The 20,787-nt window shown below is 68.0% G+C and carries 22 protein-coding genes; 19 read left to right on the top strand and 3 right to left on the bottom strand.

The features are described from left to right. Window positions 1-7 precede the first annotated feature (7 nt). The 13 genes from ACAG26_RS24695 (at window position 8) to ACAG26_RS24635 (ending at window position 13,144) form a co-directional block, all read left to right on the top strand. Window positions 8-1,183 carry a Zn-ribbon domain-containing OB-fold protein gene (locus tag ACAG26_RS24695; protein ID WP_370485714.1) on the top strand — a complete coding sequence of 392 codons (1,176 nt, stop codon included), beginning with the start codon at window positions 8-10 and terminating at the stop codon, window positions 1,181-1,183. Then, the gene (locus tag ACAG26_RS24690; RefSeq protein ID WP_370485713.1) at window positions 1,180-2,349 is read left to right on the top strand and encodes a thiolase family protein; all 1,170 of its coding nucleotides are present in this window, start codon (window positions 1,180-1,182) and stop codon (window positions 2,347-2,349) included. Before ACAG26_RS24695 ends, ACAG26_RS24690 begins: the two co-directional genes overlap by 4 nt. Beyond that, on the top strand, window positions 2,339-3,151 hold the full coding sequence (locus ACAG26_RS24685) for an MlaE family ABC transporter permease (protein ID WP_370485712.1): 813 nt from the start codon (window positions 2,339-2,341) through the stop codon (window positions 3,149-3,151). Before ACAG26_RS24690 ends, ACAG26_RS24685 begins: the two co-directional genes overlap by 11 nt. Before the next feature lie 3 nt (window positions 3,152-3,154). Beyond that, complete coding sequence (locus ACAG26_RS24680) at window positions 3,155-4,012, top strand: ABC transporter permease (RefSeq protein WP_071020725.1); 858 nt, start codon at window positions 3,155-3,157, stop codon at window positions 4,010-4,012. A 65-nt stretch (window positions 4,013-4,077) separates the two neighbouring features. Beyond that, window positions 4,078-5,295 carry an MCE family protein gene (locus ACAG26_RS24675; protein WP_370485757.1) on the top strand — a complete coding sequence of 406 codons (1,218 nt, stop codon included), beginning with the start codon at window positions 4,078-4,080 and terminating at the stop codon, window positions 5,293-5,295. Beyond that, window positions 5,292-6,320, top strand: a complete 1,029-nt coding sequence (locus ACAG26_RS24670; RefSeq protein ID WP_370485711.1) for an MCE family protein — start codon at window positions 5,292-5,294, stop codon at window positions 6,318-6,320. The genes ACAG26_RS24675 and ACAG26_RS24670 overlap by 4 nt, the downstream gene beginning before the upstream one ends. Window positions 6,321-6,348: 28 nt before the next feature. Further along, complete coding sequence (locus tag ACAG26_RS24665) at window positions 6,349-7,443, top strand: MCE family protein (RefSeq protein ID WP_370485710.1); 1,095 nt, start codon at window positions 6,349-6,351, stop codon at window positions 7,441-7,443. After that, complete coding sequence (locus ACAG26_RS24660) at window positions 7,440-8,873, top strand: MCE family protein (protein ID WP_370485709.1); 1,434 nt, start codon at window positions 7,440-7,442, stop codon at window positions 8,871-8,873. Before ACAG26_RS24665 ends, ACAG26_RS24660 begins: the two co-directional genes overlap by 4 nt. Then, window positions 8,870-10,153 (top strand): MCE family protein, encoded by a 1,284-nt coding sequence (locus ACAG26_RS24655; protein WP_370485708.1) that lies wholly within the window; start codon window positions 8,870-8,872, stop codon window positions 10,151-10,153. The genes ACAG26_RS24660 and ACAG26_RS24655 overlap by 4 nt, the downstream gene beginning before the upstream one ends. Further along, window positions 10,154-11,734, top strand: a complete 1,581-nt coding sequence (locus tag ACAG26_RS24650; RefSeq protein WP_370485707.1) for an MCE family protein — start codon at window positions 10,154-10,156, stop codon at window positions 11,732-11,734. It begins immediately after the preceding gene. Between the two features lie 25 nt (window positions 11,735-11,759). Beyond that, window positions 11,760-12,260 (top strand): hypothetical protein, encoded by a 501-nt coding sequence (locus ACAG26_RS24645; RefSeq protein WP_370485706.1) that lies wholly within the window; start codon window positions 11,760-11,762, stop codon window positions 12,258-12,260. 18 nt (window positions 12,261-12,278) lie between these two features. After that, window positions 12,279-12,677, top strand: coding sequence for a hypothetical protein (locus ACAG26_RS24640; protein ID WP_370485705.1), 399 nt, complete (start codon window positions 12,279-12,281; stop codon window positions 12,675-12,677). Window positions 12,678-12,697: 20 nt separating this feature from the next. Next, entirely contained in the window at window positions 12,698-13,144 is a 447-nt protein-coding gene (locus ACAG26_RS24635; RefSeq protein ID WP_370485704.1) for a hypothetical protein, read from the top strand. A gap of 15 nt (window positions 13,145-13,159) precedes the next feature. On the opposite strand, the gene ACAG26_RS24630 is transcribed toward ACAG26_RS24635, so the two are convergent. From ACAG26_RS24630 to ACAG26_RS24620, 3 genes are all read right to left on the bottom strand, one after another. After that, window positions 13,160-13,792, bottom strand: coding sequence for a twin-arginine translocation pathway signal (locus tag ACAG26_RS24630; protein WP_370485703.1), 633 nt, complete (start codon window positions 13,790-13,792; stop codon window positions 13,160-13,162). Beyond that, on the bottom strand, window positions 13,789-14,598 hold the full coding sequence (locus ACAG26_RS24625) for a hypothetical protein (protein WP_370485702.1): 810 nt from the start codon (window positions 14,596-14,598) through the stop codon (window positions 13,789-13,791). Before ACAG26_RS24625 ends, ACAG26_RS24630 begins: the two co-directional genes overlap by 4 nt. Before the next feature lie 96 nt (window positions 14,599-14,694). Beyond that, window positions 14,695-15,051 carry a hypothetical protein gene (locus ACAG26_RS24620; protein WP_370485756.1) on the bottom strand — a complete coding sequence of 119 codons (357 nt, stop codon included), beginning with the start codon at window positions 15,049-15,051 and terminating at the stop codon, window positions 14,695-14,697. Between the two features lie 276 nt (window positions 15,052-15,327). On the opposite strand from ACAG26_RS24620, the gene ACAG26_RS24615 reads away from it, so the two are divergent. The 6 genes from ACAG26_RS24615 to ACAG26_RS24590 all read left to right on the top strand — a co-directional run bounded on the left by ACAG26_RS24615 (window position 15,328) and on the right by ACAG26_RS24590 (window position 20,659). Then, complete coding sequence (locus ACAG26_RS24615; protein ID WP_370485701.1) at window positions 15,328-15,936, top strand: TetR/AcrR family transcriptional regulator; 609 nt, start codon at window positions 15,328-15,330, stop codon at window positions 15,934-15,936. Between the two features lie 35 nt (window positions 15,937-15,971). After that, window positions 15,972-16,637, top strand: coding sequence for an Mce protein (locus tag ACAG26_RS24610; RefSeq protein WP_370485700.1), 666 nt, complete (start codon window positions 15,972-15,974; stop codon window positions 16,635-16,637). Continuing rightward, the gene (locus ACAG26_RS24605) at window positions 16,634-17,305 is read left to right on the top strand and encodes a hypothetical protein (protein WP_370485699.1); all 672 of its coding nucleotides are present in this window, start codon (window positions 16,634-16,636) and stop codon (window positions 17,303-17,305) included. The genes ACAG26_RS24610 and ACAG26_RS24605 overlap by 4 nt, the downstream gene beginning before the upstream one ends. 111 nt (window positions 17,306-17,416) lie before the next feature. Continuing rightward, window positions 17,417-18,607 (top strand): amidohydrolase family protein, encoded by a 1,191-nt coding sequence (locus tag ACAG26_RS24600; protein ID WP_370485698.1) that lies wholly within the window; start codon window positions 17,417-17,419, stop codon window positions 18,605-18,607. A 28-nt stretch (window positions 18,608-18,635) separates the two neighbouring features. Continuing rightward, window positions 18,636-20,039: a FadD3 family acyl-CoA ligase gene (locus ACAG26_RS24595; protein WP_370485697.1), complete on the top strand. Its 1,404-nt coding sequence runs from the start codon at window positions 18,636-18,638 to the stop codon at window positions 20,037-20,039. Continuing rightward, the gene (locus tag ACAG26_RS24590; RefSeq protein ID WP_370485696.1) at window positions 20,036-20,659 is read left to right on the top strand and encodes a fatty-acid--CoA ligase; all 624 of its coding nucleotides are present in this window, start codon (window positions 20,036-20,038) and stop codon (window positions 20,657-20,659) included. Before ACAG26_RS24595 ends, ACAG26_RS24590 begins: the two co-directional genes overlap by 4 nt. Window positions 20,660-20,787: the final 128 nt, after the last annotated feature.

Here is a 20,787-nt window from a genome sequence, read left to right as displayed (position 1 = left end):
GAACCCGATGCCCTACGTCGCCGCCGTTGGCACTTACCTGCCGTGTTGGGGAACCCCCCGGCACCGGCAGGTAGGTGACGACGAGGACGCCATCACGCTGGCCGTGGAGGCCGGCCGCGCCGCGCTGAGCGGCGGCGGCGCGGTGGAACGCGTGGTGGTGGTCAGCCGCGATCTGCCGCTGACCGACAGCAGCAACGCCGCGGTGCTGCTGGCGGGCCTGGGCCTGGATCCCGAACTCGAGGTCGACGAGCGGCTGGGCGGCGCGCCGGCCACGTTGGACGCGCTCAGCTCGGCCCGGCCGCGCACCCTGATCCTCGGGGTTGACCTGGATCCGGCCGGGGCCGCTGCCGTGCTGACCGCCGAGGACGGGCTGCGGGTGCGGACCGCGGCCCGGATCGCCCGCAGCCTGCCGGTGCGCACCCGCAATGCCGTTGGCGTGGTGCACGATTACGGCGACCCGCGGCTGCTGCACGAACGGGGTGTGGTGGCGTCGTTGGACGCGGCGTGGGTGGACACGCCGCTGGCGGTGGCCGGGGTGGAACACGAGCAGGCGGTGGAGCTGTGTACCGGCGAGCCGCCGCGGCTGCCGACCCTGGGCGCCAGCTCGGGATTGTTCGCGCTGGCCGAACTGGCGCAGGCGCAGAGGACCGGGCGGCTGGTGGCCGTCGAGCAGGCCAGCCTGTCCGGGCTCACGGTGGTCGGCGGGGTGGCGCAGATCTGTCGGCGCGAGCCCAACGCGCGGGCGCTGCCGGACACCGCGGTCGCCGCCGGGGCCGAGATCCCGATTTCGCTGGCCGCCTACGAACGGGCCTTCGAAGCCAAGGTCCGATGGGAGGCCGGCACGTTCGGCGAGGACGACCAACTGGACTTCCCGCCGCGGTACCGGGTCGGCGAGGACGGCTCGCTGGCGACCGACTACGAGCTGGTGCCGCTGCCGCGCACCGGCACCGTCTACACCGAAGCCACCGTGCACATCCCGGTGCCGGGGTTGCGGACCCCTTACTCGCTGGTGATCGTCGAACTCGACGACGTCGCGGTGCGGGCCCTGGTGAAGGTGACCGGCGCCCAGCCGGGCTCGGTGGCGATCGGCGACCGCGGCCGGCTGGTGCTGCGCCGGATCGCGGTGCGCTCGGGTGTCCCGGACTATGGGTATGCCTTCCAACCCGAAGGGGCCGCCGCGTGAGACGGGTCGCCGTCGTCGGGGCCGGCATGACCCCGTTCGCCGAGCACTTCGCCTTGGGGATCAAGGATCTGCTACCGATGGCGTTCGCCGACTGCGCCGCCAGCGTCGACAAGGGCATCGCCAAGTCCGATCTGCAGGCCGCCTGGTTCGGCGCGATGGGCACCACCGACGGGTTCCCGTCCGGCATCCTCGCCGACGCGCTCGGGCTGCCCGAGCTGCCGGTCACCCGGGTGGAGAACTCCTGTGCCACCGGCAATGACGCGGTGCGCAACGCGGTGTTCGGGATCGCCTCCGGCGCCTTCGACGTCGCGCTGGTGATGGGTGCGGACAAGCTGCGCGAGACCGCGTGCAAGGACCTGCTGTGGGAGTGGGAAGCGATGGCGCGCGATATGGCGTGGGACTACCCGCTGGGGTTGGTCGCGCCGGCCGGGTTCGCGCTGCATGTGCAGCGGTATCTGCACGAGTCACCGGCCACCAAGGAACACATGGCCATGGTGGCGGTCAAAAACCACCGGCACGGGGTGTCCAACCCCAAGGCGCGGCTGCGGTTCGAGATTACCGTCGAGCAGGCGCTGGCCGCGCCCACCGTGGTCACCCCGTTCAGCGTGTACGACTGCGCGCCGCAAAGTGACGGCGCCGCCGCGCTGGTGCTGGCCGCCGAGGACGCGGTGGACCGCTTCACCGACCGCCCGGTGTGGATCCGCGGTGTCGGCCTCGGACTGGATTCGGTGATGCACCAGCACAAGTCGGATATGACGACGTTTCCGGCCACGGTCCGCGCCGCCCAGCGCGCGTTCGCGATGGCCGGGTTGACGCCGGCCGACGTCGACGTCGCCGAGGTGCACGACTACTTCACCGCGATCGAACTGATCAGCTACGAGGACCTCGGCTTCGCCGACCGGTTCGGTGCGCACAAGCTCATCGAGACCGAGGCCACCACCGTCGGCGGCGCGCTGCCGGTGAATCCGAGTGGGGGCCTGAAGTCCAAGGGCCATCCGCCGGGGGCGACCGGCGTGGCGCAGTGTGTGGAGCTGTTCGCGCAGCTGCGCGGCCACGCCGCCAACCAGGTCGACGGCGCGCGGATCGGCTTGGCGCACAATATCGGCGGCCCCACCGCGGTCGCGGCGGTCACCATCCTAGAAGGGCCCGGAGCCGATGGGGTTTAGGACAGCGGTGGATCGCTGGTCACCGGGAATCGGGGTTCCCCGCAATCTGTCCGGGCCGATGCAAGCGGTCGGGGGACTGTTCGCCATGTCCGCCGACGCGGTGCGGTTCATCTTCCGGCGGCCGTTTTATTGGCGGGAGTTCTTGGACCAGTGCTGGTTCATCGCCCGGGTGGCGTTGGCACCGACGCTGCTGGTCGCGATCCCGTTCACGGTGCTGGTCAGCTTCACCCTCAACATCCTGTTGCGCGAACTTGGTGCGGCCGACTTGTCCGGTGCCGGTGCGGCGTTCGGCGCGGTCACCCAGATCGGCCCGATGGTGACCGTGCTCATCGTCGCCGGGGCGGGCTCGACGGCGATGTGCGCCGACCTCGGCTCGCGCACCATCCGCGAAGAGATCGATGCCATGGAGGTGTTGGGCATCAACCCGGTCCAGCGGTTGGTGGCGCCGCGGATGCTGGCCGCCGGTCTGGTGGCGCTGCTGCTCAACAGCCTGGTCGTCATCATCGGCATCCTGGGCGGCTACACGTTCTCGGTGTTCATCCAGGATGTCAACCCGGGTGCGTTCGCCGCCGGCATCACCTTGTTGACCGGGGTGCCCGAGCTGATCATCTCCTGCGTCAAGGCGGCACTGTTCGGTCTGATCGCCGGCATGGTGGCCTGCTATCGCGGCCTGACGATTTCCGGGGGCGGCGCCAAAGCGGTGGGCAATGCGGTCAACGAAACCGTGGTGTATGCGTTCATGGCGTTGATGGTCATCAACGTGCTGGTGACCGCCATCGGTATCCGGATGACGGCCCGGTAGATCATGGGAAACCGCGTCACACTCAAGGCGACCTATCCGCGCATCGCGCGGGAGATTCGTCGCCCGGTCGGCGTCCTGGGCCGGCTCGGCGATCACACCTTGTTCTACGGCAAGGCGCTCGGCGGGGCGCCGTTTGCCGCCACCCGGTACCGGCACGAAATCATTCGGCTGATCGCCGAAATCAGCATGGGTACCGGGACCTTGGCGATGATCGGCGGCACCGTCGTCATCGTCGGGTTTATGACGCTGGCCGCGGGCGGCACCCTGGCCGTGCAGGGCTACAGCTCGCTGGGCAACATCGGCATCGAGGCGCTGACCGGGTTTTTGGCGGCGTTCATCAACGTGCGGATCGCGGCCCCGGTGATCGCGGGCATCGGATTGGCCGCCACCTTCGGCGCGGGTGCCACCGCGCAATTGGGGGCGATGCGGATCAACGAGGAAATCGACGCGCTGGAGTCGATGGCGATCCGCCCGGTGTCGTATCTGGTGTCCACCCGCATCGTGGCGGGCATGATCGCGATCACTCCGCTGTATTCGATCGCGGTCATCTTGTCGTTCGTGGCCAGCCGCTTCACCACGGTGGCGCTGTTCGGCCAATCCGCCGGCCTGTACGACCACTATTTCCAAACGTTTCTGAACCCGATCGACTTGCTGTGGTCGTTTTTGCAGGCCGTGCTGATGGCGCTGACGATCCTGTTGATCCACACCTACTTCGGCTATTTCGCCTCCGGCGGGCCGTCCGGGGTCGGGGTGGCGGTCGGTAACGCGGTGCGCACCTCGCTGGTGTTGGTGGTCTCGGTGACGTTGCTGGTCCAGTTGTCCATCTATGGCTCCAACGGCAACTTCAACCTGTCGGGGTAGAGGACGTGACGCGAACCTTGACACACGAGCAGGAACCCACCGGCCAGCACCGCGTCGCGGCGCCGCTGAAGCCACGCCGGCGCCACGACGCCCCGAGCTATGTGCGCCCGCTGCTGGGGCTGGTGACCGTCCTGCTGGTCCTCGCGGCGGTCGCGGTGACCGCCGGGTTGTTCCGGGGCAGTTTCACCACCACCGTGCCGGTGACCGTCATCTCCAGCCGCGCCGGTTTGGTGATGAACCCGGACGCCAAAGTGAAAATGCGTGGCGTGCAGGTGGGCACGGTCGGCGCGATCGAGACCCGACCGGACGGCAGCGCCGCGCTGCGGCTGCAGATGGATCCCGCTCAGCTGCGGCTGATCCCGGCCGACGTGCGCGCCAGCATCACTTCCTCGACGGTTTTCGGTGCCAAGTTCGTCGAGCTGGTGCCGCCGCCGAATCCGTCGCCCAAGCGGATGTATGCCGGTCAGATCCTGGACGGCGAGCACGTCACCGTCGAAATCAACACGGTCTTCCAGCAGCTCACCCGGGTGCTGAACAAGATCGATCCGATGAAGCTCAACGAGACCCTCGGCGCCATCTCGACGGCCTTCAACGGCCGCGGACAGCAGATCGGCCAAGCGCTCACCGATTTCGACAAATTCCTGGCCGCTATCGAGCCGAGCCTGCCCCAGTTGGAGACCGAGACGGCGACCATGCCCCCGGTGTTCTCCGCCTACGCCGACGCCGCGGCGGACCTGACCACCACGGTGGCCAACAGCACCACGCTGAGCAACAGCATTGTTGAGGAGCAAGGCAATCTCGACGGCTTCTTGCTCAGCTCCATCGGGCTCGCCGACGTCAGCAACGACGTGCTGGGCGGCAACCGGCCCGGCCTGACCACCCTGGCCCAGACCTTGCTGCCGACCGCCGAGTTGCTCGACAAGTACCACGAGCACCTGGGTTGTGGGGTCGGCGGGCTGGTGCCGTTCGCGAAGACGCCGCCGTTCCCGGTCCCCGGCATCATCATCGCCGCCAGCTTCACCTTGGGCTCGGAACGCTACCGGTATCCCAACGACCTGCCGAAGGTCGCGGCCAAGGCCGACCGGTCCTACTGCCACGAACTCGGGTTGCCCGACGTGCCCCCGGAGTACCGGGTGCCCTGGATGGTCGCCGATACCGGCGCCAACCCCAACCAGTACGGCAACCAGGGCATCCTGTTCAACTCCGACGCGCTCAAGCAGGCCCTGTTCGGGCCGTTGGGCGGACCTCCCCGCAACAGCGACCAGACGGGGATGCCCGGATGACCGGCTCGTATAAGACGCTGCTCAAGTTCGGCGTCTTCGCCGCGGTGATGGTGCTGATGACGGTGCTGCTGTTCGCGATCTTCGGTGAGGTGCGCACCGGGTCGACCGTCGGCTACAGCGCCGTGTTCAAAGACGCCTCCCGGCTGCGCGCCGGCGACAGCGTTCGGGTCGCCGGGGTCCGGGTCGGCACCGTCGGTGATGTGGCGTTGCGCGGCGACGGCACCGTGCTGGTCAAGTTCGATGCGGACCGCAATGTTGGGTTGACCACCGGTACCCGGGCTGCGGTGCGCTACCTGAACCTCGTCGGTGATCGCTACCTGGAACTGGTGGACGGACCGGGGTCGACGCGGCTGCTGACGGCCGGTGCGCAAATCCCGCTCGACAAGACCGCGCCGGCCTTAGACCTCGATCTGCTGCTCAGCGGCCTCAAACCGGTCATTCAGGGCCTCAACCCGCAGGACGTCAACGCGCTCACCGCGTCCCTGATCCAGATCATGCAGGGCCAGGGCGGCACCATCGAATCGCTGCTGTCCAACACGTCGTCGTTCTCCACCGCACTGGCCGACAACAACCAGGTCATCGAATCACTCATCGAGCGTCTGCAACAGGTGTTGCACACGTTGTCCGCCGACGGTGACCGGTTCGCCGGGGCGATCGATCGGCTCCATACGCTGATGGACGGTTTGGCGGCCGACCGCGACCCGATCGGCACCGCGGTGACCGCACTCGACAACGGCACCGCGTCGCTGGCCGATCTGCTCGGCAACGCGCGCGATCCGCTGAAAAACACCATCGCCCAAGTCAACCGGTTGGTGACCAACATCAACGCCGACCAGTCCCAGCTGGACGTGTCCCTGCAGAAGGCGCCGGAGAACTACCGCAAGGCCATCCGGCTGGGTGCCTACGGCGGCTTCATCCAGTACTACATCTGCGGTGTCGCCATCCGGGCCAGCGACCTGCAGGGCCGCACGGTGGTATTCCCCTGGATCAAACAGGAGGAGGGGCGATGCAAAGACACCGATTGATCGCCCCCGCCGGAAGGGGCCGGGGCTGATGCTCAAATACCGCGGATCCGGGCTCATCCGGGCGGGCGTGATCGGCGTCGTGCTGATCCTGTGCATCGTGGCCGTCGGGCTGCAGCCGGAACGGCTGACCGAGTGGGCGACCTCGGTGCGCTATCAGGCCCGGTTCACCGAGGCCGGCGGCCTGAGTACCGGCAACGACGTCACCCTGTCGGGCATCAAGGTCGGCACCGTCTCCGACATCGCGCTGGACAACGGCGAGGCGCTGGTGACCTTCACCCTGGCCGGCAAATACCCGCTGGGCTCGCAGACCACCGCGCACATCCGCACCGGCTCGCTGCTGGGCGAGCGGGTGCTGGCGCTGGAACCGGCGGGCAGCGCCCGGATGCGTCCGCGCGAGGTCATCCCGACAACCCGGACCTCCTCGCCGTATTCGCTGACCGACATGGTCGGCGAGCTGACCAGCAACACCAAGGGCACCGACACCCAATCGCTGAACACCTCGCTGGACACCCTGTCGGCGACGATCGACCAGATCACCCCGCAGCTGGGCCCGACCTTCGACGGCTTGAGCCGCTTGTCAAAGTCGCTGAACAGCCGCAACGAAAGCCTCGCCGACCTGCTCAAATCCGCGGCCGACGTGACCGGCATCCTGTCCGAGCGCAGCCAGCAGGTCAATGCGCTGATCCTCAACGCCAACGATCTGGTCGGGGTGCTCAACGCCCGCCGGCAGGCGATCGTCAACCTGTTGGCGAACACCTCCGCGGTGTCGCGGGAGCTGTCGGGCCTCGTCGCCGACAACGAAGCCCAGCTCAAACCGGCCCTGGACCAAATCAATTCGCTGAACGTGGTGTTGGAGCGCAACCGCGACAACATCGCCAAGGCGCTGCCCGGCCTGGCCAAATACGAACTGACCCAGGGTGAGACGGTGTCCAACGGGTTCTACTACAGCGCCTTCATCCCCAACATCACGCTGCCGCAGTTGCTGCAGCCGTTCCTCGACTACGCGTTCGGCTTCCGGCGCGGCGTCGACGCCGGTCAGCCGCCGGACAACGCCGGGCCGCGCGCCGAAATTCCGTTCCCGGTCAACGGTATTCCCCAGCCAGGAGATCTTCCGCCACGATGACGACACGGAATTCGCTACGGATCGGGGCCGCGGTGCTGCTGATCGCGCTGCTGGGCGCCGGGGTGCTGGTGCACCACCTGGCGGTCAAACCGGCCACGATCACGGCCTACTTTTCCAGCGCGACCGCGATCTACCCCGGCGACGAGGTGCGGGTGGCCGGCGTCAAAGTCGGCACCATCGAGCGCATCGAACCGCAGGGAACCCAAACCAAATTCACCCTGCGGGTCGGTCACGGGATACCGATCCCGGCGGGCGCCAAGGCGATCATCGTCGCGCCCAACCTGGTGGCGGCGCGGTTTGTCCAACTGACCCCGGCGTACCACAAGGGGGACGGCCCCACCCTGTCCGACGGCGCGGTGATCCCGCGGGAGCACACCGCGGTACCGGTGGAATGGGACGAGGTCAAAACCCAGCTGAACCGGCTGGCCACCGAATTGGGCGAGCACGGCACGATGTCGGGCACCTCGGCCGCCCGGTTCATCGACAGCGCCGCGGGCGCCATGGCCGGTAACGGGACCAAGCTGCGCGAGACGCTGGCTCAACTGTCCGGGGTGGCACGGGTCTTCGCCCAAGGCAGCGGCAACATCGTCGACATCATCGAGGGCCTGCAGACCTTCGTCACCGCGCTGCGCGACAGCAACCAGCAGATCGTGGTGTTCGAGGACCGGCTCGCCACGCTGACCAGCGTGGTGGACGACAGCCGGTCCAATTTGGATGCGGCGCTGACCGACCTGTCCACCTCGATCGGTGAAGTGCAACGGTTCGTGGCGGGCAGTCGCAACGAAACCACCGAGTCGGTGGCGCGGTTGGCCAACGTCACGCAGACGCTGGCCGACGCCAAGAACTCGCTGCGCAACATTCTGCACATCACCCCGAACGCCATCTCCAATACGCTCAACATGCTCAACCCGACCAGCGGCACCCCGATCGGGTCGATCGGGTTCGTGAACATGGCCAACCCGGTGAACCTGATCTGCGGCATGGTCGGCGGTGTCGAGAACGTGACCGCGCCGGAGACGGCCAAACTCTGCGAGCAGTACCTGGGCCCGGGGCTGCGGCTGCTGAACTTCAACGGATTCCCGCTGCCGATCAACCCCTATCTGGGCAAGTCCGGCAGCCCGGACAAGCTGATCTACACCGACCCCGCGTTGATGCCGGGCGCCGGGGGCATCCCGTCGCCGCCCGAACCGGCGCCCATGATCTCGGCCTATACCGGGTTGCGCGGGGATGTGCCGCCGCCACCGGGCTGGGACGCGCCGACCGGACCGCACGGCGCCTACGTCCCGGACGGGCTGCCCGCCCCGCTGACGCCGCCGGTCTACCCGGGCGCACCGCCGCCGGGTGCGGTCACCTTCGACGGAATGATGCTGCCGGACGGACCGGCACCGGGACCTCAACCCAGCCTGCCCGCGGAAGGGACGCCACCATGATCGGTTTGCGCGCCGCCCGGCGCACCCTGACCGTCGGTACCGCGGTGGCGTGCACCGCCACCGGCTGCGCGTTCGGGGGGCTGAACTCGGTGCCGCTGCCCGGCGCTCAAGGACACGGCGCCGGGGCGCAGCGCTTCCACGTCGAACTCGCCAATGTCGGGACGCTGGAATCCAATTCCCCGGTGATGATCTCCAATGTGGTGGTCGGCAGCGTCGGCAAGATGACCGTCGACAACTGGCATGCCAACGTCGAGGTGTCGGTCAACCCAGGTGTGGTGGTGCCGAGCAACGCGGTCGCGACCGTCGGGCAGACCAGCCTGCTGGGCTCGATGCACCTGGCGCTGGACCCGCCGGTGGGCCAGGCCCCGTCCGGACACCTGGCGCCGGGGGCCACCATTGGGGTCGGTTCGTCGTCGAGCTACCCGTCCACCGAGCAGACCCTGTCCTCGCTGGCGGTGCTGGTCAACGGCGGCGGGCTCGGGCAGATCGGCGACATCATCCACAACTTCAGCGCCTCGATGGCCGGGCGCGAATCCGACGTCCGCGACCTGATCACCCGGCTGGACCGGTTCACCGCGGTGCTCGACCGGCAGCGCGACAACATCGTGGCGTCCATCGAGCAGCTCAACCGGGTGGCCGAGACCTTCGCCGACCAGCGCCCGGTGCTGCAACGCGCGCTGCGCGAAATCCCCCCGGCGATCGACGTTTTGATCAAGGAACGGCCGACGCTCACCACCGCGTTGGAGAAGCTGGGACGCTTCGGCGACACCTCCACCGCCTTGGTCCACGACGCCGGTGACCAGTTGGTGGGCGACCTGAGACATCTCGAGCCGGCGATTAAGGCGCTGGCCGACGTCGGTCCCGATTTGAACGCCGCCTTGGCGTACGGCTCGGCGTTCCCGTACGGCGCCAACGCGATCGAACGCGCCGTCCGCGGGGACTACCTGAACCTGTTCGCGGTGTTCGACCTGACCTACTCGCGGCTCAAGCGGTCGTTGTTCGCGGGCACCCGCTGGGGTGACGAGAACGCGAAACTCGTTCCGGCGCCCGGCGATCCGTGGTACCTGAACTACTCCTACGATCCGCTGATGAGCCCGCTGAGCGCGCCCGCCCAGACACCTCCCGCACCCGACGCACCGGCCGCGGCTCCGGCGCCAGCGCCAGCGCCGGCACCGGGCGGGCCGGTACTGCCGGTCACGCCGCCCGAACAAGCTCCGGCTCCCGCACCAACACTTTTCGCCGGCCCCTACCCGGCGGCTGCACCGGGAGGCGGTGGCTAGATGCTGACCCGTTTTGTTCGGACCCAATTGATCCTGTTCACCATCGCCTCGGTGATCGGTGTGGCGGTGATGCTGTTCAGCTACATGCAGGTGCCGACCCTGCTCGGGATCGGCAAGCTGACCGTCAAGCTGGATCTGCCGAAAACCGGGGGACTGTACCGATTTTCCAACGTCACCTACAACGGCGTGCAGATCGGTCGGGTCACCGACGTCGCCTTGACCGAGACCGGCGCACGGGCCACGTTGTCGCTGGACCGTTCGCCGCGGATCCCGGCCGACCTGCGCGCCGCGGTGCGCAGCGTGTCGGCCATCGGGGAGCAGTACGTCGATCTGCTGCCCAACTCCGATGGCGGACCGTACCTGCAGAACGGCTCGGTGATCCCGGCGTCGAACACGGTGGTCCCGCAAGAGGTGGGGCCGATGCTCGATCACCTCAGCGCGCTGCTGGACACCATTCCGAAGCAGAAGATCAGCGACCTGCTCGACGAAACCTTTCTGGCGTTCAACGGCGCCGGATTCGACCTGCAGTCGCTGCTGGATTCGACGGCCACCATCAGCGGGGACGCCAACCGGGTCTCCGAGCGGCTGCGCGCCCTGATCAACGACAGCGGCCCGCTGCTGGACTCCCAGGCCCAGAGCACGACCGCCATCCGGACCTGGGCGCGCAGCCTGGCCGGGATCAGCGACCAATTGGTCGCCAATGACCCGCAGATCCGCACCGTGCTGCAGCGCTTCCCCGGCTTCGCCGACGAAGTGTCCGGGCTGCTCAACGGCATCAAGCCGACCTTGCCGATCCTGCTGGCGAACATGACCACCGTCAGCCAGGTGCTGATGGTGTACAACCCGGCCATCGAGCAATTGCTGGTGCTGTTGCCCGCGTACATCGCCCAACAACAGTCGTTCGGTGTGCCCAAGAACAACCCGACCGGGTTGCCGCAGGGGGATTTCAGCCTCACTGTCGGCGACCCGAACCCCTGTACGGTGGGCTTTACCCCGGCCTCGCAGCGTCGGTCGCCGGCCGATACCACCACCATCGACACCCCCGAGGGCATGTACTGCAAGCTGCCCCAGGATTCGCCGATCTCGGTGCGCGGCGCCCGCAACTTCCCGTGCATCGAGCATCCGGGTAAGCGGGCCCCGACCGTCGAACTCTGCGACGACCCCCGCGGATTCGTGCCGATCGCGATGCGCCAGCATTTGACCGGGCCGGGTGCCTTCGATCCGAACCTGATCAAGCAGGGCATCCCGGTCGATGACCGCGTCGACTTCCAAGACCGGATCTTCGGTCCGGTCGAGGGCACGCCGCTGCCGCCGGGGGTCGCGCCGCCGGGAGCGCCCGTGCCGCCGGAGGCGCCGGAGGCCGCGGCGCCGGAGGCCCCCGGTCCGGGCCCGGAAGCGCCCGCGCCGGGCCCGCCGGAAGCCCCGGGGGCAGCGCCGTCCGCGTTTAGCGGCGGCGGCCCGTCGGTGGCGGTGCTGCCCTACGACCCGCGCACCGGCAAGTACCTGACCCCCGATGGGCGATTCGAACAGCAGAGGCTGCCCGGGACGCCCAAATCGTGGACGGATTTGATGCCGACTTAGCGGTGGGGAATGCGGAGGAGATGCAATGCGAGGACTGGTATCGACCTTGGCCACGGCGCTGCTGGGACTGGGCGCTGCGGCGACACCCGCGCAGGCCGCGCCGCTGGGGTTCGAACTCAACGGCAGCTACCGGGTCACCTCAAACGGCGACTGGGCCAAGACCAACGAGGTGTTCATGGATGAAGCCACCGTGGTGTCGGTGTGGACGATCAGCTCAAGTTGCGAGAACGCGCACGTCTGCACCGGCCAGGTCAGCAGTGATCAGGGTTGGACGGCTCCGCTGGAGTGGCGCAGCACCCGGTGGATCGTCGACCGGTACCACGAGACCTGGGAGAGGTGTGCGGACGGCACCACCTCGCCGGGCCGGCAGCGCTACCAGTTCCAGGGCAGCGACGTCAACGGGCAGTACACCAAGTCGAACACCGACTTGCTGATGGGCTACGACCGGACCATCGGTCTCAGCGGCGCCTGCGGGCGCAACCAGCCCTTGGTGATTCAGTTGCCGTTGACACTGGTCCGGCTGTAGCGGGAGGTGAAGTCGCCCATGGGAAATCGTCGGAACACGCTGGCCGGGCTGGCGGCGGTGCCGGTCGTCGCCATCGCGGTACTGACCGCCGCGACGCCGGCGGCCGCGGACCCGCCGGCGGCCTGTGACTATCCGGCGTGCACACCGGGCATCGTGCCGCACGTGGTGCTGGGGGCGCCGTGTGACAGCACCACCTACTACGTGTTCGGGGTGACCGACTGGGGCCGGATGGTGTTCTGCGGCTCGCCGCGGCGGTACGACCCGCGCTGGTTCCGATCGCCGGAGATGCACGGCATCAAGGACGAGAACTCCGACTGCGCCGGCTACGACGGTGACGTCGCGCAGGCACCGGACGGACTGTTTTTGAGCTGTAACCCCCGAGACGGCGCGGCCCTGTGGCGCCGCGGGGACACCTAGCCCACCCGAGAGGAGTCCCCGTGCACAAGATTCTTGGTGTGCTGGCCGCGCCGGTGTGCGTCGCCACGATGCTGGCGTCGCCCGCCGGCGCGGACATGCGCTTCGGCAACTACGAGGTTTTGAGCGACCGCTGGACGGACGCCTCCTGGGTGTGGGCGGTGTACCCGTGCGAGACGCCGGGTCAGTTCGACCAGATGCCCTCGGGCTGCGTGTTGGTGAGCGCACTGCCCCGGCCACAGTTTGGTGCCTATTACGGCGGTACGGCCAAACTGGTGGACGGCCACTATTCGTTTACCTCCGACGTGCCCGACGGGCTGCGGTGCCCGGGCGCCGCGCTGCCGACCCGCGACACCTACACCTGGGATGCGAACACGTTGGCCGGCAGCGTCGACTCGCACTTCGACGTGGGCTGCTTCAACGGCCCGCCCGGGGTGAACACCTGGGCGTTCTCCTTGACCCGCATGTAGCGTGCCGGGCCCGGCTCAGACCGGATCGAACGACGCGATCAGCCAGTGGCCGTTGTGCTTTTCGAGCCCGATCTTGACGCTGCTCATCGAGAAGGCGCCGTCCGGGTTGGATTTGCTGATCGTCGTCTGGTTGAGGAAGACCAACACCTCGGCCGAGTCGGGGGTAATGCTCATGATGCCCTTGCGCACCACCGCGGCCGAGGTTTGCACCTCCTTCTGCTTGGCCGCGGGGGTGACCACCTTTTGGGTGAAATCCGTGTAGTAGGACAGGAAGTCACCGGTCAAATGGGATTTGGCGGAGGCGAAATCCTTGTCGAGGGTGTTCGGCGCGTAGCTGAGCACGGCCACCGCCCCGTCCGCGGCGGCCGTCAACGCCGCCTGTTCGGCGTCGGAGCCGAGCTGGCGATCCGGTTGGTACCGGGCGAAATACAACCACGAGGCCACGCCGATCGAGGCGATCAGCAGCACGGCGAGCACAATCGCGGCCCACCACGCCGGTGCGACCGCGCGGGCTCGCCGATCGCTGTCGCCCGGTGGGTCCACCGATTCGGTGGTGGTGTCGTCGGCGTCCAGCGCCACCGCACCGCTTTCGGGCTCTTCGGCGTCGGGTTCGGTGCCCGCGTCGGTGTTCTCCTCGGCCTTGCTCACGGCACGAACTCCACACTCGACATTTTCACCTGGCCCCCCTCCCGGACGACCTTCACCGCGAGCCGCCAGTTGCGCGGCTCGTCTTTGGCGCCGCCGGAATTGCTGACCTTGGTGTTCGCCGCCACCAGCACCGTCGCGTCGTGGTCGGTCATCGAGTCGATGGCGGCGAAGGTCGCGGTGGCCTCGGTGACCGCCTTCGATTCTTTGGCCATCTTGACGAAGTCGCCGGCCTGCTTCTCGAAGTCCTTCTTGAACTCGCCGGTGGAATTGTCGAGGATGCGCTTGACATCGTCGTCGACCGTGTTGAAGTTCAGCGACATCAACGTGACCACGCCTTGTCGCGCCGCGGCCATGTATTCGCCGGCCTGCCGCTGACGGTGCTGAACATCGCGATCCTGCAGCACCATCAGCACGCTGGCGGCGATGAGCCCACCGACCGCCAGCACGGCCAGCGTTGCGGCCACCCAGCGCACCGGCGTCCAGATCCGCCGGGGTTGCCGGGTGCGGCCGGCCGCGTCGGCCGTCGCTGCGGTGTCATCTTCGGATTCGCTGGGCTCCGGCTCAGCGACCGTCTCGTCCTCAGGTGTCTCGGGTGTCTCGTCCTCGGCCGGCGGGGTCGGCTCTTCGGCACGGGTCTGCTGCAACCGCAGCACTTCCGCGCGCGCCCGGGCGGCCGCCGCGGTGGCCTCGGCGGCTTCGGCCTCCGCCAGCGCCAGCGCCAGCGCATCGGATTCCGTCGCAGCCTCGGACGCGACGGTGGTGTCGTTGTCGGTGGCATCCGACGTCGCGGGTTTACGCGACGGCATACCGCCTCCTGTCCTTGGCTCCGGCCTGCGCAAGGCCACTCACGGTAGCACCGGGGTGTGGCCCTGCACCGAGGTCGTCGTCCGCATCGAGCCAGCTCACCAGGTACGCAGCGAGCACAGCACGCCCTTGGTGCCGGCGTCGGTGCTGACCACGACGTCGTCGACGCGAAGTTCGCACACGAACCCGGGTGCCTGCAACTCCTGCTGGTGGGCGGGTTTCTGCGCGACCACCAGGGCCCAGTCCTCCGGGTCGGCCAGCGTCGTCTCGAATATCCACGGGCGGTTCGGTCCGACGTCGGCGTCGGCGCGGGGGCTGTACAGGTACGGGTCGTGGCTGTATTCGGCGAAGTTCGGCGGCTGGACTTCCCGGTAGTAGATGACGGCACGGGTGGGCTGGGTGGCGCTCAGGGTGTAGCGGACCCGGTGCTGCGGCGGGTCCGCTGCCGCCGGCATCGCGGCCACCAGCGCGCCCGCGGCGCCCACGCCGAACGCGATGCCCAGCACCGCGCTGCGCGTCACCACCGCTTTCACCGCTACCTCCACGGGTACCCACTACGAGATTCACATTCTCGTGCTGGGAGAATAGCATCCCCGGTTAACCGGATGAAGAGGTCGACGGTGCCGAACCCGCAACCGGGCGGGCGGCCGGTGGGAAGGAGCTGACAGCTGCTATGCAGCTGCTTAGCATGGCGGAGGTGCACAGGGTGGCGATGGTGCGGGACGGCGGGCATGGCCCACTCAGTTAAGCCGCCCCGCCGCATTGGCGCACCCGACGCGAAGAATCGCACGCTGCTGCTCGACGCGGCCGAGCAGCTGATGTTGGAAGAGGGTTACGCGGCGGTCAGCTCCCGTCGGGTGGCGGAAAAGGCCGGCCTCAAGCACCAACTCGTCCACTACTACTTCCGCACCATGGACGATCTGTTCTTGGCGGCGTTCCGTCGCCGCGGCGATCAAGGCCTGCAAGAGCAGGCTCGGGCATTGAAATCGGCGCAGCCACTGTGGGCACTGTGGCGATTCAGCACCGACCCGGCGGGGACGGCGTTGACCACCCAGTTCATTGCACTCGCCCACCACCGCAAGGAGCTGAAGGCGGAAATCGCGCGATACGCCGAGCAATTGCGGGCCGAACAGTGCCAGGCGGTCGCGGAGATCATCGAGCGCTCCGACCTCGATACCGACGAATGCCCGGCGGTGGTGATGATGGTGCTGATGACCAGCGTCTCGCGGGTGCTCGTGATGGAGCAGGAGGCGCTCGGCATGACCGCGGGGCACGCCGAAACGGTCGCGTTCGTCGAGCACTGGCTGCGCCGGCTCGAGGGTGAACCGCAATCAAGCTAAGGGGTCGGTCCCCGGGACCGCGACAAGGAGACGTGATGCCCGACGATGCTGGCAGCCCGGACGGGGACGCGAGTGGGTCGACGACCCAGGATGCGGAACCGGTGCAGGCGCCGCAGCCGGCGGATACGCCACCGGTCACGGAGGATGCCGGGGGAGACGCCGCTGCCGAACCGGAAGTCGTTGTGGCCGAAGAGGAAACCGCCGCGCCGATGCGGGCGCGCTGGCGCCCGCGGCCGGCCCTCGTCGCCGGGCTGATCGGGGTGGTGGCATTGTCCGGTCTGGTCGGTTGGCTCGGTTTGCGGACCTACCAGTCCCGCAGCGCTCAGGCCGACGTCAATCTGTTCCTCGACGGGGGCCGGCAGGGGGCGGCGGATCTGACCACGGTCGACTACGCGCACGTCGACGCCGACGTGCAACGGATCCTGGCGGCGACGACGGGCACCTTCCACGACAATTTCGCGAAGCGATCCCAGATTTACATCGCCGCGGTGAAAGACGCACAGTCGAAATCGGTGGGCACCGTGTCGGCGGCCGGGCTGGAATCCCGCAGCGGCGACGAGGCGCAGGTGGTGGTGGCGGTGACGGTGACCACCTCGAGCGCTGCGCTGCCCGAGCAGCCACCGCAGGCCTGGCGGATGCGCCTGACCGTGCAGAAGGTGGGCGACGCGACGAAAGTCGCGAAGGTGGAGTTCGTGCAATGAGCAAAGGGCGACACCGCAAAGCGGGCACCGACAACGGCGCCGAGCCGCCCACCGCGGCGCAGGCCACCGAGCCGGCGGTGGCCGTGGACGAGCCGCCCGCCGAGGATGCTCGGGATGCCGAGGACGGTGAGACGCCGGGCGCCGAACCGGTGCAACAGGCCGAAAGCGCCCCGGCCACACGGCGGGTCGACTGGTCGCGGCTGGTGGACTACGGCGTGCTACCCGGTCTGGCTTTGGTGCTTGCGCTGGCGGCGGGACTGCTTAAGGGGCTGGATTCGTCGGCCCGCGACGCCGCCGACACCCGCGTCGAATCCGTCCAGGTGGCCAAGGACGCCGCGACCGCGATGTTGTCGTATCAGTCGGACACCGTGGACCAGGACCTAGCGGCGGCGGGGGACCGGTTGACCGGCGGCTTCCGTGATTCGTTTGCACAGTTCACCCGTGACGTGATCGTCCCGCGCGCGAAAGAACAGCGGGTCACGGCCAAAGCGCAGGTCTCGGCGGCGGGGTCGGTGTCGGCCACCGCGGGCCACGCCGTGGTGGTGCTGTTCGTCGACCAGATCGTCACCGTCGGGGAGGACGTGCCCGCCAAGACCCCCTCGACGTATCGGGTGACGCTCGACAAGGTCGGCGGACGCTGGCTGATCTCCGCATTCGACCCGATCTGACCGCAGCACAATCGGCGCTGGCGCCCCGCCACCCTGGCCCGGACCGGGCCAGCCCGTTGCGACATCCGCCAAAAGAGAATAACCTTCTCCTGAACTGAAAAGGAGCATCTCATGGGTCAACTGTCGCATCGGGTCGACATACCGTTTCCGCTGTTCGATGCGGACAACCACCTCTATGAGCCGCCGGAGGCGCTGACCAAGTACCTGCCCGAGGAGTACAAGGGCATCGTCCAGTACGTCGAGGTCAACGGGCGTACCAAGATCGCCATCCGTGGTCAGATCAGCGAGTACATCCCCAACCCGACGTTCTCGGTGGTGGCCAAACCTGGCGCCTGGGAGGAGTACTTCAAGTTCGGCAATCCCGACGGCAAAAGCAAGCGTGAGCTGTTCGGTGAGCCGATGAAGGCGATCCCGGCGTTCTTCGAGCCCGCCCCCCGTCTGGAGCTGATGAATGAGCTGGGTATCGACCGCACGCTGATGTTCCCGACCCTGGCCAGCCTGATCGAAGAGCGGCTGCGCGACGATCCGGTCGCCATCCACGTCATCATCCACGCACTGAACCAGTGGCTGGACGAGGTGTGGGGCTTCAACTACCAGAACCGCATCTTCACCACGCCGGTGATCACCCTGCCGATCGTGGAGAAGGCGATCGAGGAACTGGAGTGGGCCGTCAAGCGCGGTGCCCGGGCCATCCTGATCCGTCCGGCGCCGGTGCCCGGGTTCCGCGGCCCGCGGTCCTTCGCGCTGCCCGAATTCGATCCGTTCTGGGAGAAGTGCGTCGAATACGACGTGTTCATCGGGATGCACTCCTCGGACAGCGGCTACTCCCGCTACACCTCCGAGTGGGACGGTGCCACCCAGGAGATGCTGCCGTTCCAGACCAATGCCATGGGGATCCTGAACGAGTGGCGCCCGATCCAGGACGCGGTCGCCTCCTGGGTGATCCACGGCGCGTTGTTCCGCCACCCGAAGCTCAAGGTGGGCATCGTCGAGGCCGGGTCCAAGTGGATGTTCCCGCTGCTGGACTCGATGGCCGAGGTCTACCGGAAGGCGCCGGAGGCGTTCCTGGGCAACCCGATGGAAGAGATCAAGAACCGCATCTACGTCAGCCCGTTCTACGAGGACGGTATCGATGACCTGATCAACCTGATCGGGGTGGACCAGGTGCTCTACGGCTCCGACTGGCCGCACCCGGAGGGCCTGGGCGAGCCGACGCACTACGTGACGGCGCTGGAGCATCTCTCGGTCGAGGACCAGGCCAAAATCATGGGCGGCAACCTCGGTCGACTCGTCACCGTCTAGGGTGCCGCGCTGGCAGACCATCCCCGAGATGGTCTTGAGTGTCGGCGACCGTTTCGGCGATGCCGAAGCGGTCGTCGACGGCCCACTGCGGCTGAGTTTCATCGAACTCGCCGACAAGGTGCGGTGCGCCGCAGGGGCATTCGCGGCCGCCGGGGTGGACAAGGGCGACCGGGTCGCGATCTGGGCGCCCAACTGCGCCGAATGGATCATCGCTGCGTTCGGTGTGCTGAGCGCCGGCGGGGTGCTGGTCCCGGTCAACACCCGGTTCAAGCAGTCCGAGGCCGACGACGTGATCCGCCGCAGCGGAGCCAAGCTGGTGCTGGTCGAGAAGGGCTTTCTGGGACTGGATTTCACCGCCCCCGCCGGGGTTCCGGTGATCGACCTGAAATCGGATTTCCTGTCCAGCGGCGCGCCGCTGCACCGGCCGGTGGACGGCACCGACATCGCCGACATCATCTTCACCTCGGGCACCACCGGGCGGCCCAAGGGCGTGATGATGAACCATCGACAAAACCTGCGCGGCTACACCGACTGGTGCGACCTGGCCGACCTGCGTGAAGGCGACCGCTACCTGATCGTCAACCCGTTCTTTCACACGTTCGGCTACAAAGCCGGCGCCATCGCGTCCTGCATCCGCGGCGCCACCATGTTGCCGGTGCGGGTGTTCGATGTCGACGCGGTAGCCGAACTCATTGAGGCCGAACGGATCAGCATGCTGCCCGGGCCGCCGACGCTGTACCACTCGCTGCTGGCGGCCCGCGGGCACCATGACCTGTCGTCGCTGCGGGCGGCGGTCACCGGCTCCGCCGACATCCCGGTGGAACTGGTCCGCCGGATCCGTAACGAGCTGCCGTTTGAGTCCATCATGACCGGCTACGGGCTCACCGAAGCCGGCACGGTGACCGCGTCCCGGCGCGGCGACTCGTTCGAAGACATCGCCACCACGGTCGGCACGCCGTGCGACGATGTGCAGGTGCGCATTGCCGATGACGGTGAGCTGCTGGTTCGCGGCTACAACGTGATGCAGGGCTATCTCGACGATCCGGTGGCCACCGCCGCGGCGATCGACGAGGACGGTTGGCTGCACACCGGCGATATCGGCACGATGGACGCGGCCGGCCGGGTGCGCATCGTCGGGCGCAAGAAGGACATGTTCATCGTCGGCGGGTTCAACGCCTACCCCGCCGAGATCGAAGGGTTCCTGCTGGAGCACCCGGCCGTCGCGCAGGCGGCGGTGATCGGTGTGCCCGACGAGCGGCTCGGCCAGGTGGGCAAGGCCTTCGTGGTCACCAAAGCGCCGGTTTCCGAAGCGGATCTGATCGCCTGGAGTCGCGACCGGATGGCCGGGTTCAAGGTGCCGCGGCTGGTGCAGTTCCTCGACCAGTTACCGCTGAACGCCACCGGCAAGGTGGACAAGGGGCAACTGCGGTGAGCCCCGCCGAGGCGTTCAGCCATTCGCTGCTGATCGCCTCGGATTACCGGGTGCCCGACCCGAGCCGGGTGTGGCCGCTGCTGCAGCGGCGCAAGGCGGGGTTGGCCGACATCGGTGCGCATCACGTCGGGGTGTACCTCTCGACGACCGATCCCGGCCGGGTGCTGGTCACCATCGGTGTGCACAACCGGGAACCCATCGTGGACCTGCTGCGCTCCCGGATCTTCTTCGACTGGTTCGACGCGGTGGGCGTGCACGACATCCCGGCCGTGTTCGCCGGGGAGAAGGCCGCGAAATTCGACGTGACCGCCACCGCGGCCGCGCCGGACATCGTGTTGGCCGCGATCGCCGCCGTCGACGACGTTCCGGCGCTGGTCGCGGCGGTCCGGCGCGACCTGGCCGGGTTCCGGGCGGCGGGCGTTCGGAATATGTGGATATTTCAGGCCTTTGACGACGAGCACGAGGTGTTGGTGTTGCACGAGCTCGCCGACGAGGCCAGCGCTCGGGCCTGGATCGAGGATCCGGCCCCGGCCGCGGTGTGGATGCACCGGGCCGGCCGCGGGGCCTACCCGCCGCTGTTCGTGGGCAAGTTCGCGCACATGATGCGGATCGAGGCCTGAGCGGCCCGGACATCATCCCGCGAAAGTGCGCTCACGCAGGCGGTCACTCGCGCATTGTCAAGTGGTTAGTGCAACGTGGGGAGGTTCTGGCAAATCTTGGGGCGGTGGTGTCTGGTGAGCGCCGCGCG

The organism is Mycobacterium sp. pUA109, from assembly GCF_041287095.1.
GTDB lineage: Bacteria > Actinomycetota > Actinomycetes > Mycobacteriales > Mycobacteriaceae > Mycobacterium.
Note: the sequence above shows the minus strand (reverse complement) of the source record. Positions and strands in the feature narration are given on the sequence as shown.

Excerpts from the sequence above, each read along its gene's own strand:
- ACAG26_RS24695 (WP_370485714.1), top strand. The coding sequence starts at position 8 with ATGCCCTACGTCGCCGCCGTTGGCACTTACCTGCCGTGTTGGGGAACC.
- ACAG26_RS24685 (WP_370485712.1), top strand. The coding sequence starts at position 2,339 with ATGGGGTTTAGGACAGCGGTGGATCGCTGGTCACCGGGAATCGGGGTT.
- ACAG26_RS24680 (WP_071020725.1), top strand. The coding sequence starts at position 3,155 with ATGGGAAACCGCGTCACACTCAAGGCGACCTATCCGCGCATCGCGCGG.
- ACAG26_RS24670 (WP_370485711.1), top strand. The coding sequence starts at position 5,292 with ATGACCGGCTCGTATAAGACGCTGCTCAAGTTCGGCGTCTTCGCCGCG.
- ACAG26_RS24665 (WP_370485710.1), top strand. The coding sequence starts at position 6,349 with ATGCTCAAATACCGCGGATCCGGGCTCATCCGGGCGGGCGTGATCGGC.
- ACAG26_RS24660 (WP_370485709.1), top strand. The coding sequence starts at position 7,440 with ATGACGACACGGAATTCGCTACGGATCGGGGCCGCGGTGCTGCTGATC.
- ACAG26_RS24655 (WP_370485708.1), top strand. The coding sequence starts at position 8,870 with ATGATCGGTTTGCGCGCCGCCCGGCGCACCCTGACCGTCGGTACCGCG.
- ACAG26_RS24650 (WP_370485707.1), top strand. The coding sequence starts at position 10,154 with ATGCTGACCCGTTTTGTTCGGACCCAATTGATCCTGTTCACCATCGCC.
- ACAG26_RS24645 (WP_370485706.1), top strand. The coding sequence starts at position 11,760 with ATGCGAGGACTGGTATCGACCTTGGCCACGGCGCTGCTGGGACTGGGC.
- ACAG26_RS24640 (WP_370485705.1), top strand. The coding sequence starts at position 12,279 with ATGGGAAATCGTCGGAACACGCTGGCCGGGCTGGCGGCGGTGCCGGTC.
- ACAG26_RS24625 (WP_370485702.1), bottom strand. The coding sequence starts at position 14,598 with ATGCCGTCGCGTAAACCCGCGACGTCGGATGCCACCGACAACGACACC.
- ACAG26_RS24620 (WP_370485756.1), bottom strand. The coding sequence starts at position 15,051 with ATGCCGGCGGCAGCGGACCCGCCGCAGCACCGGGTCCGCTACACCCTG.
- ACAG26_RS24615 (WP_370485701.1), top strand. The coding sequence starts at position 15,328 with ATGGCCCACTCAGTTAAGCCGCCCCGCCGCATTGGCGCACCCGACGCG.
- ACAG26_RS24610 (WP_370485700.1), top strand. The coding sequence starts at position 15,972 with ATGCCCGACGATGCTGGCAGCCCGGACGGGGACGCGAGTGGGTCGACG.
- ACAG26_RS24605 (WP_370485699.1), top strand. The coding sequence starts at position 16,634 with ATGAGCAAAGGGCGACACCGCAAAGCGGGCACCGACAACGGCGCCGAG.
- ACAG26_RS24600 (WP_370485698.1), top strand. The coding sequence starts at position 17,417 with ATGGGTCAACTGTCGCATCGGGTCGACATACCGTTTCCGCTGTTCGAT.
- ACAG26_RS24595 (WP_370485697.1), top strand. The coding sequence starts at position 18,636 with ATGGTCTTGAGTGTCGGCGACCGTTTCGGCGATGCCGAAGCGGTCGTC.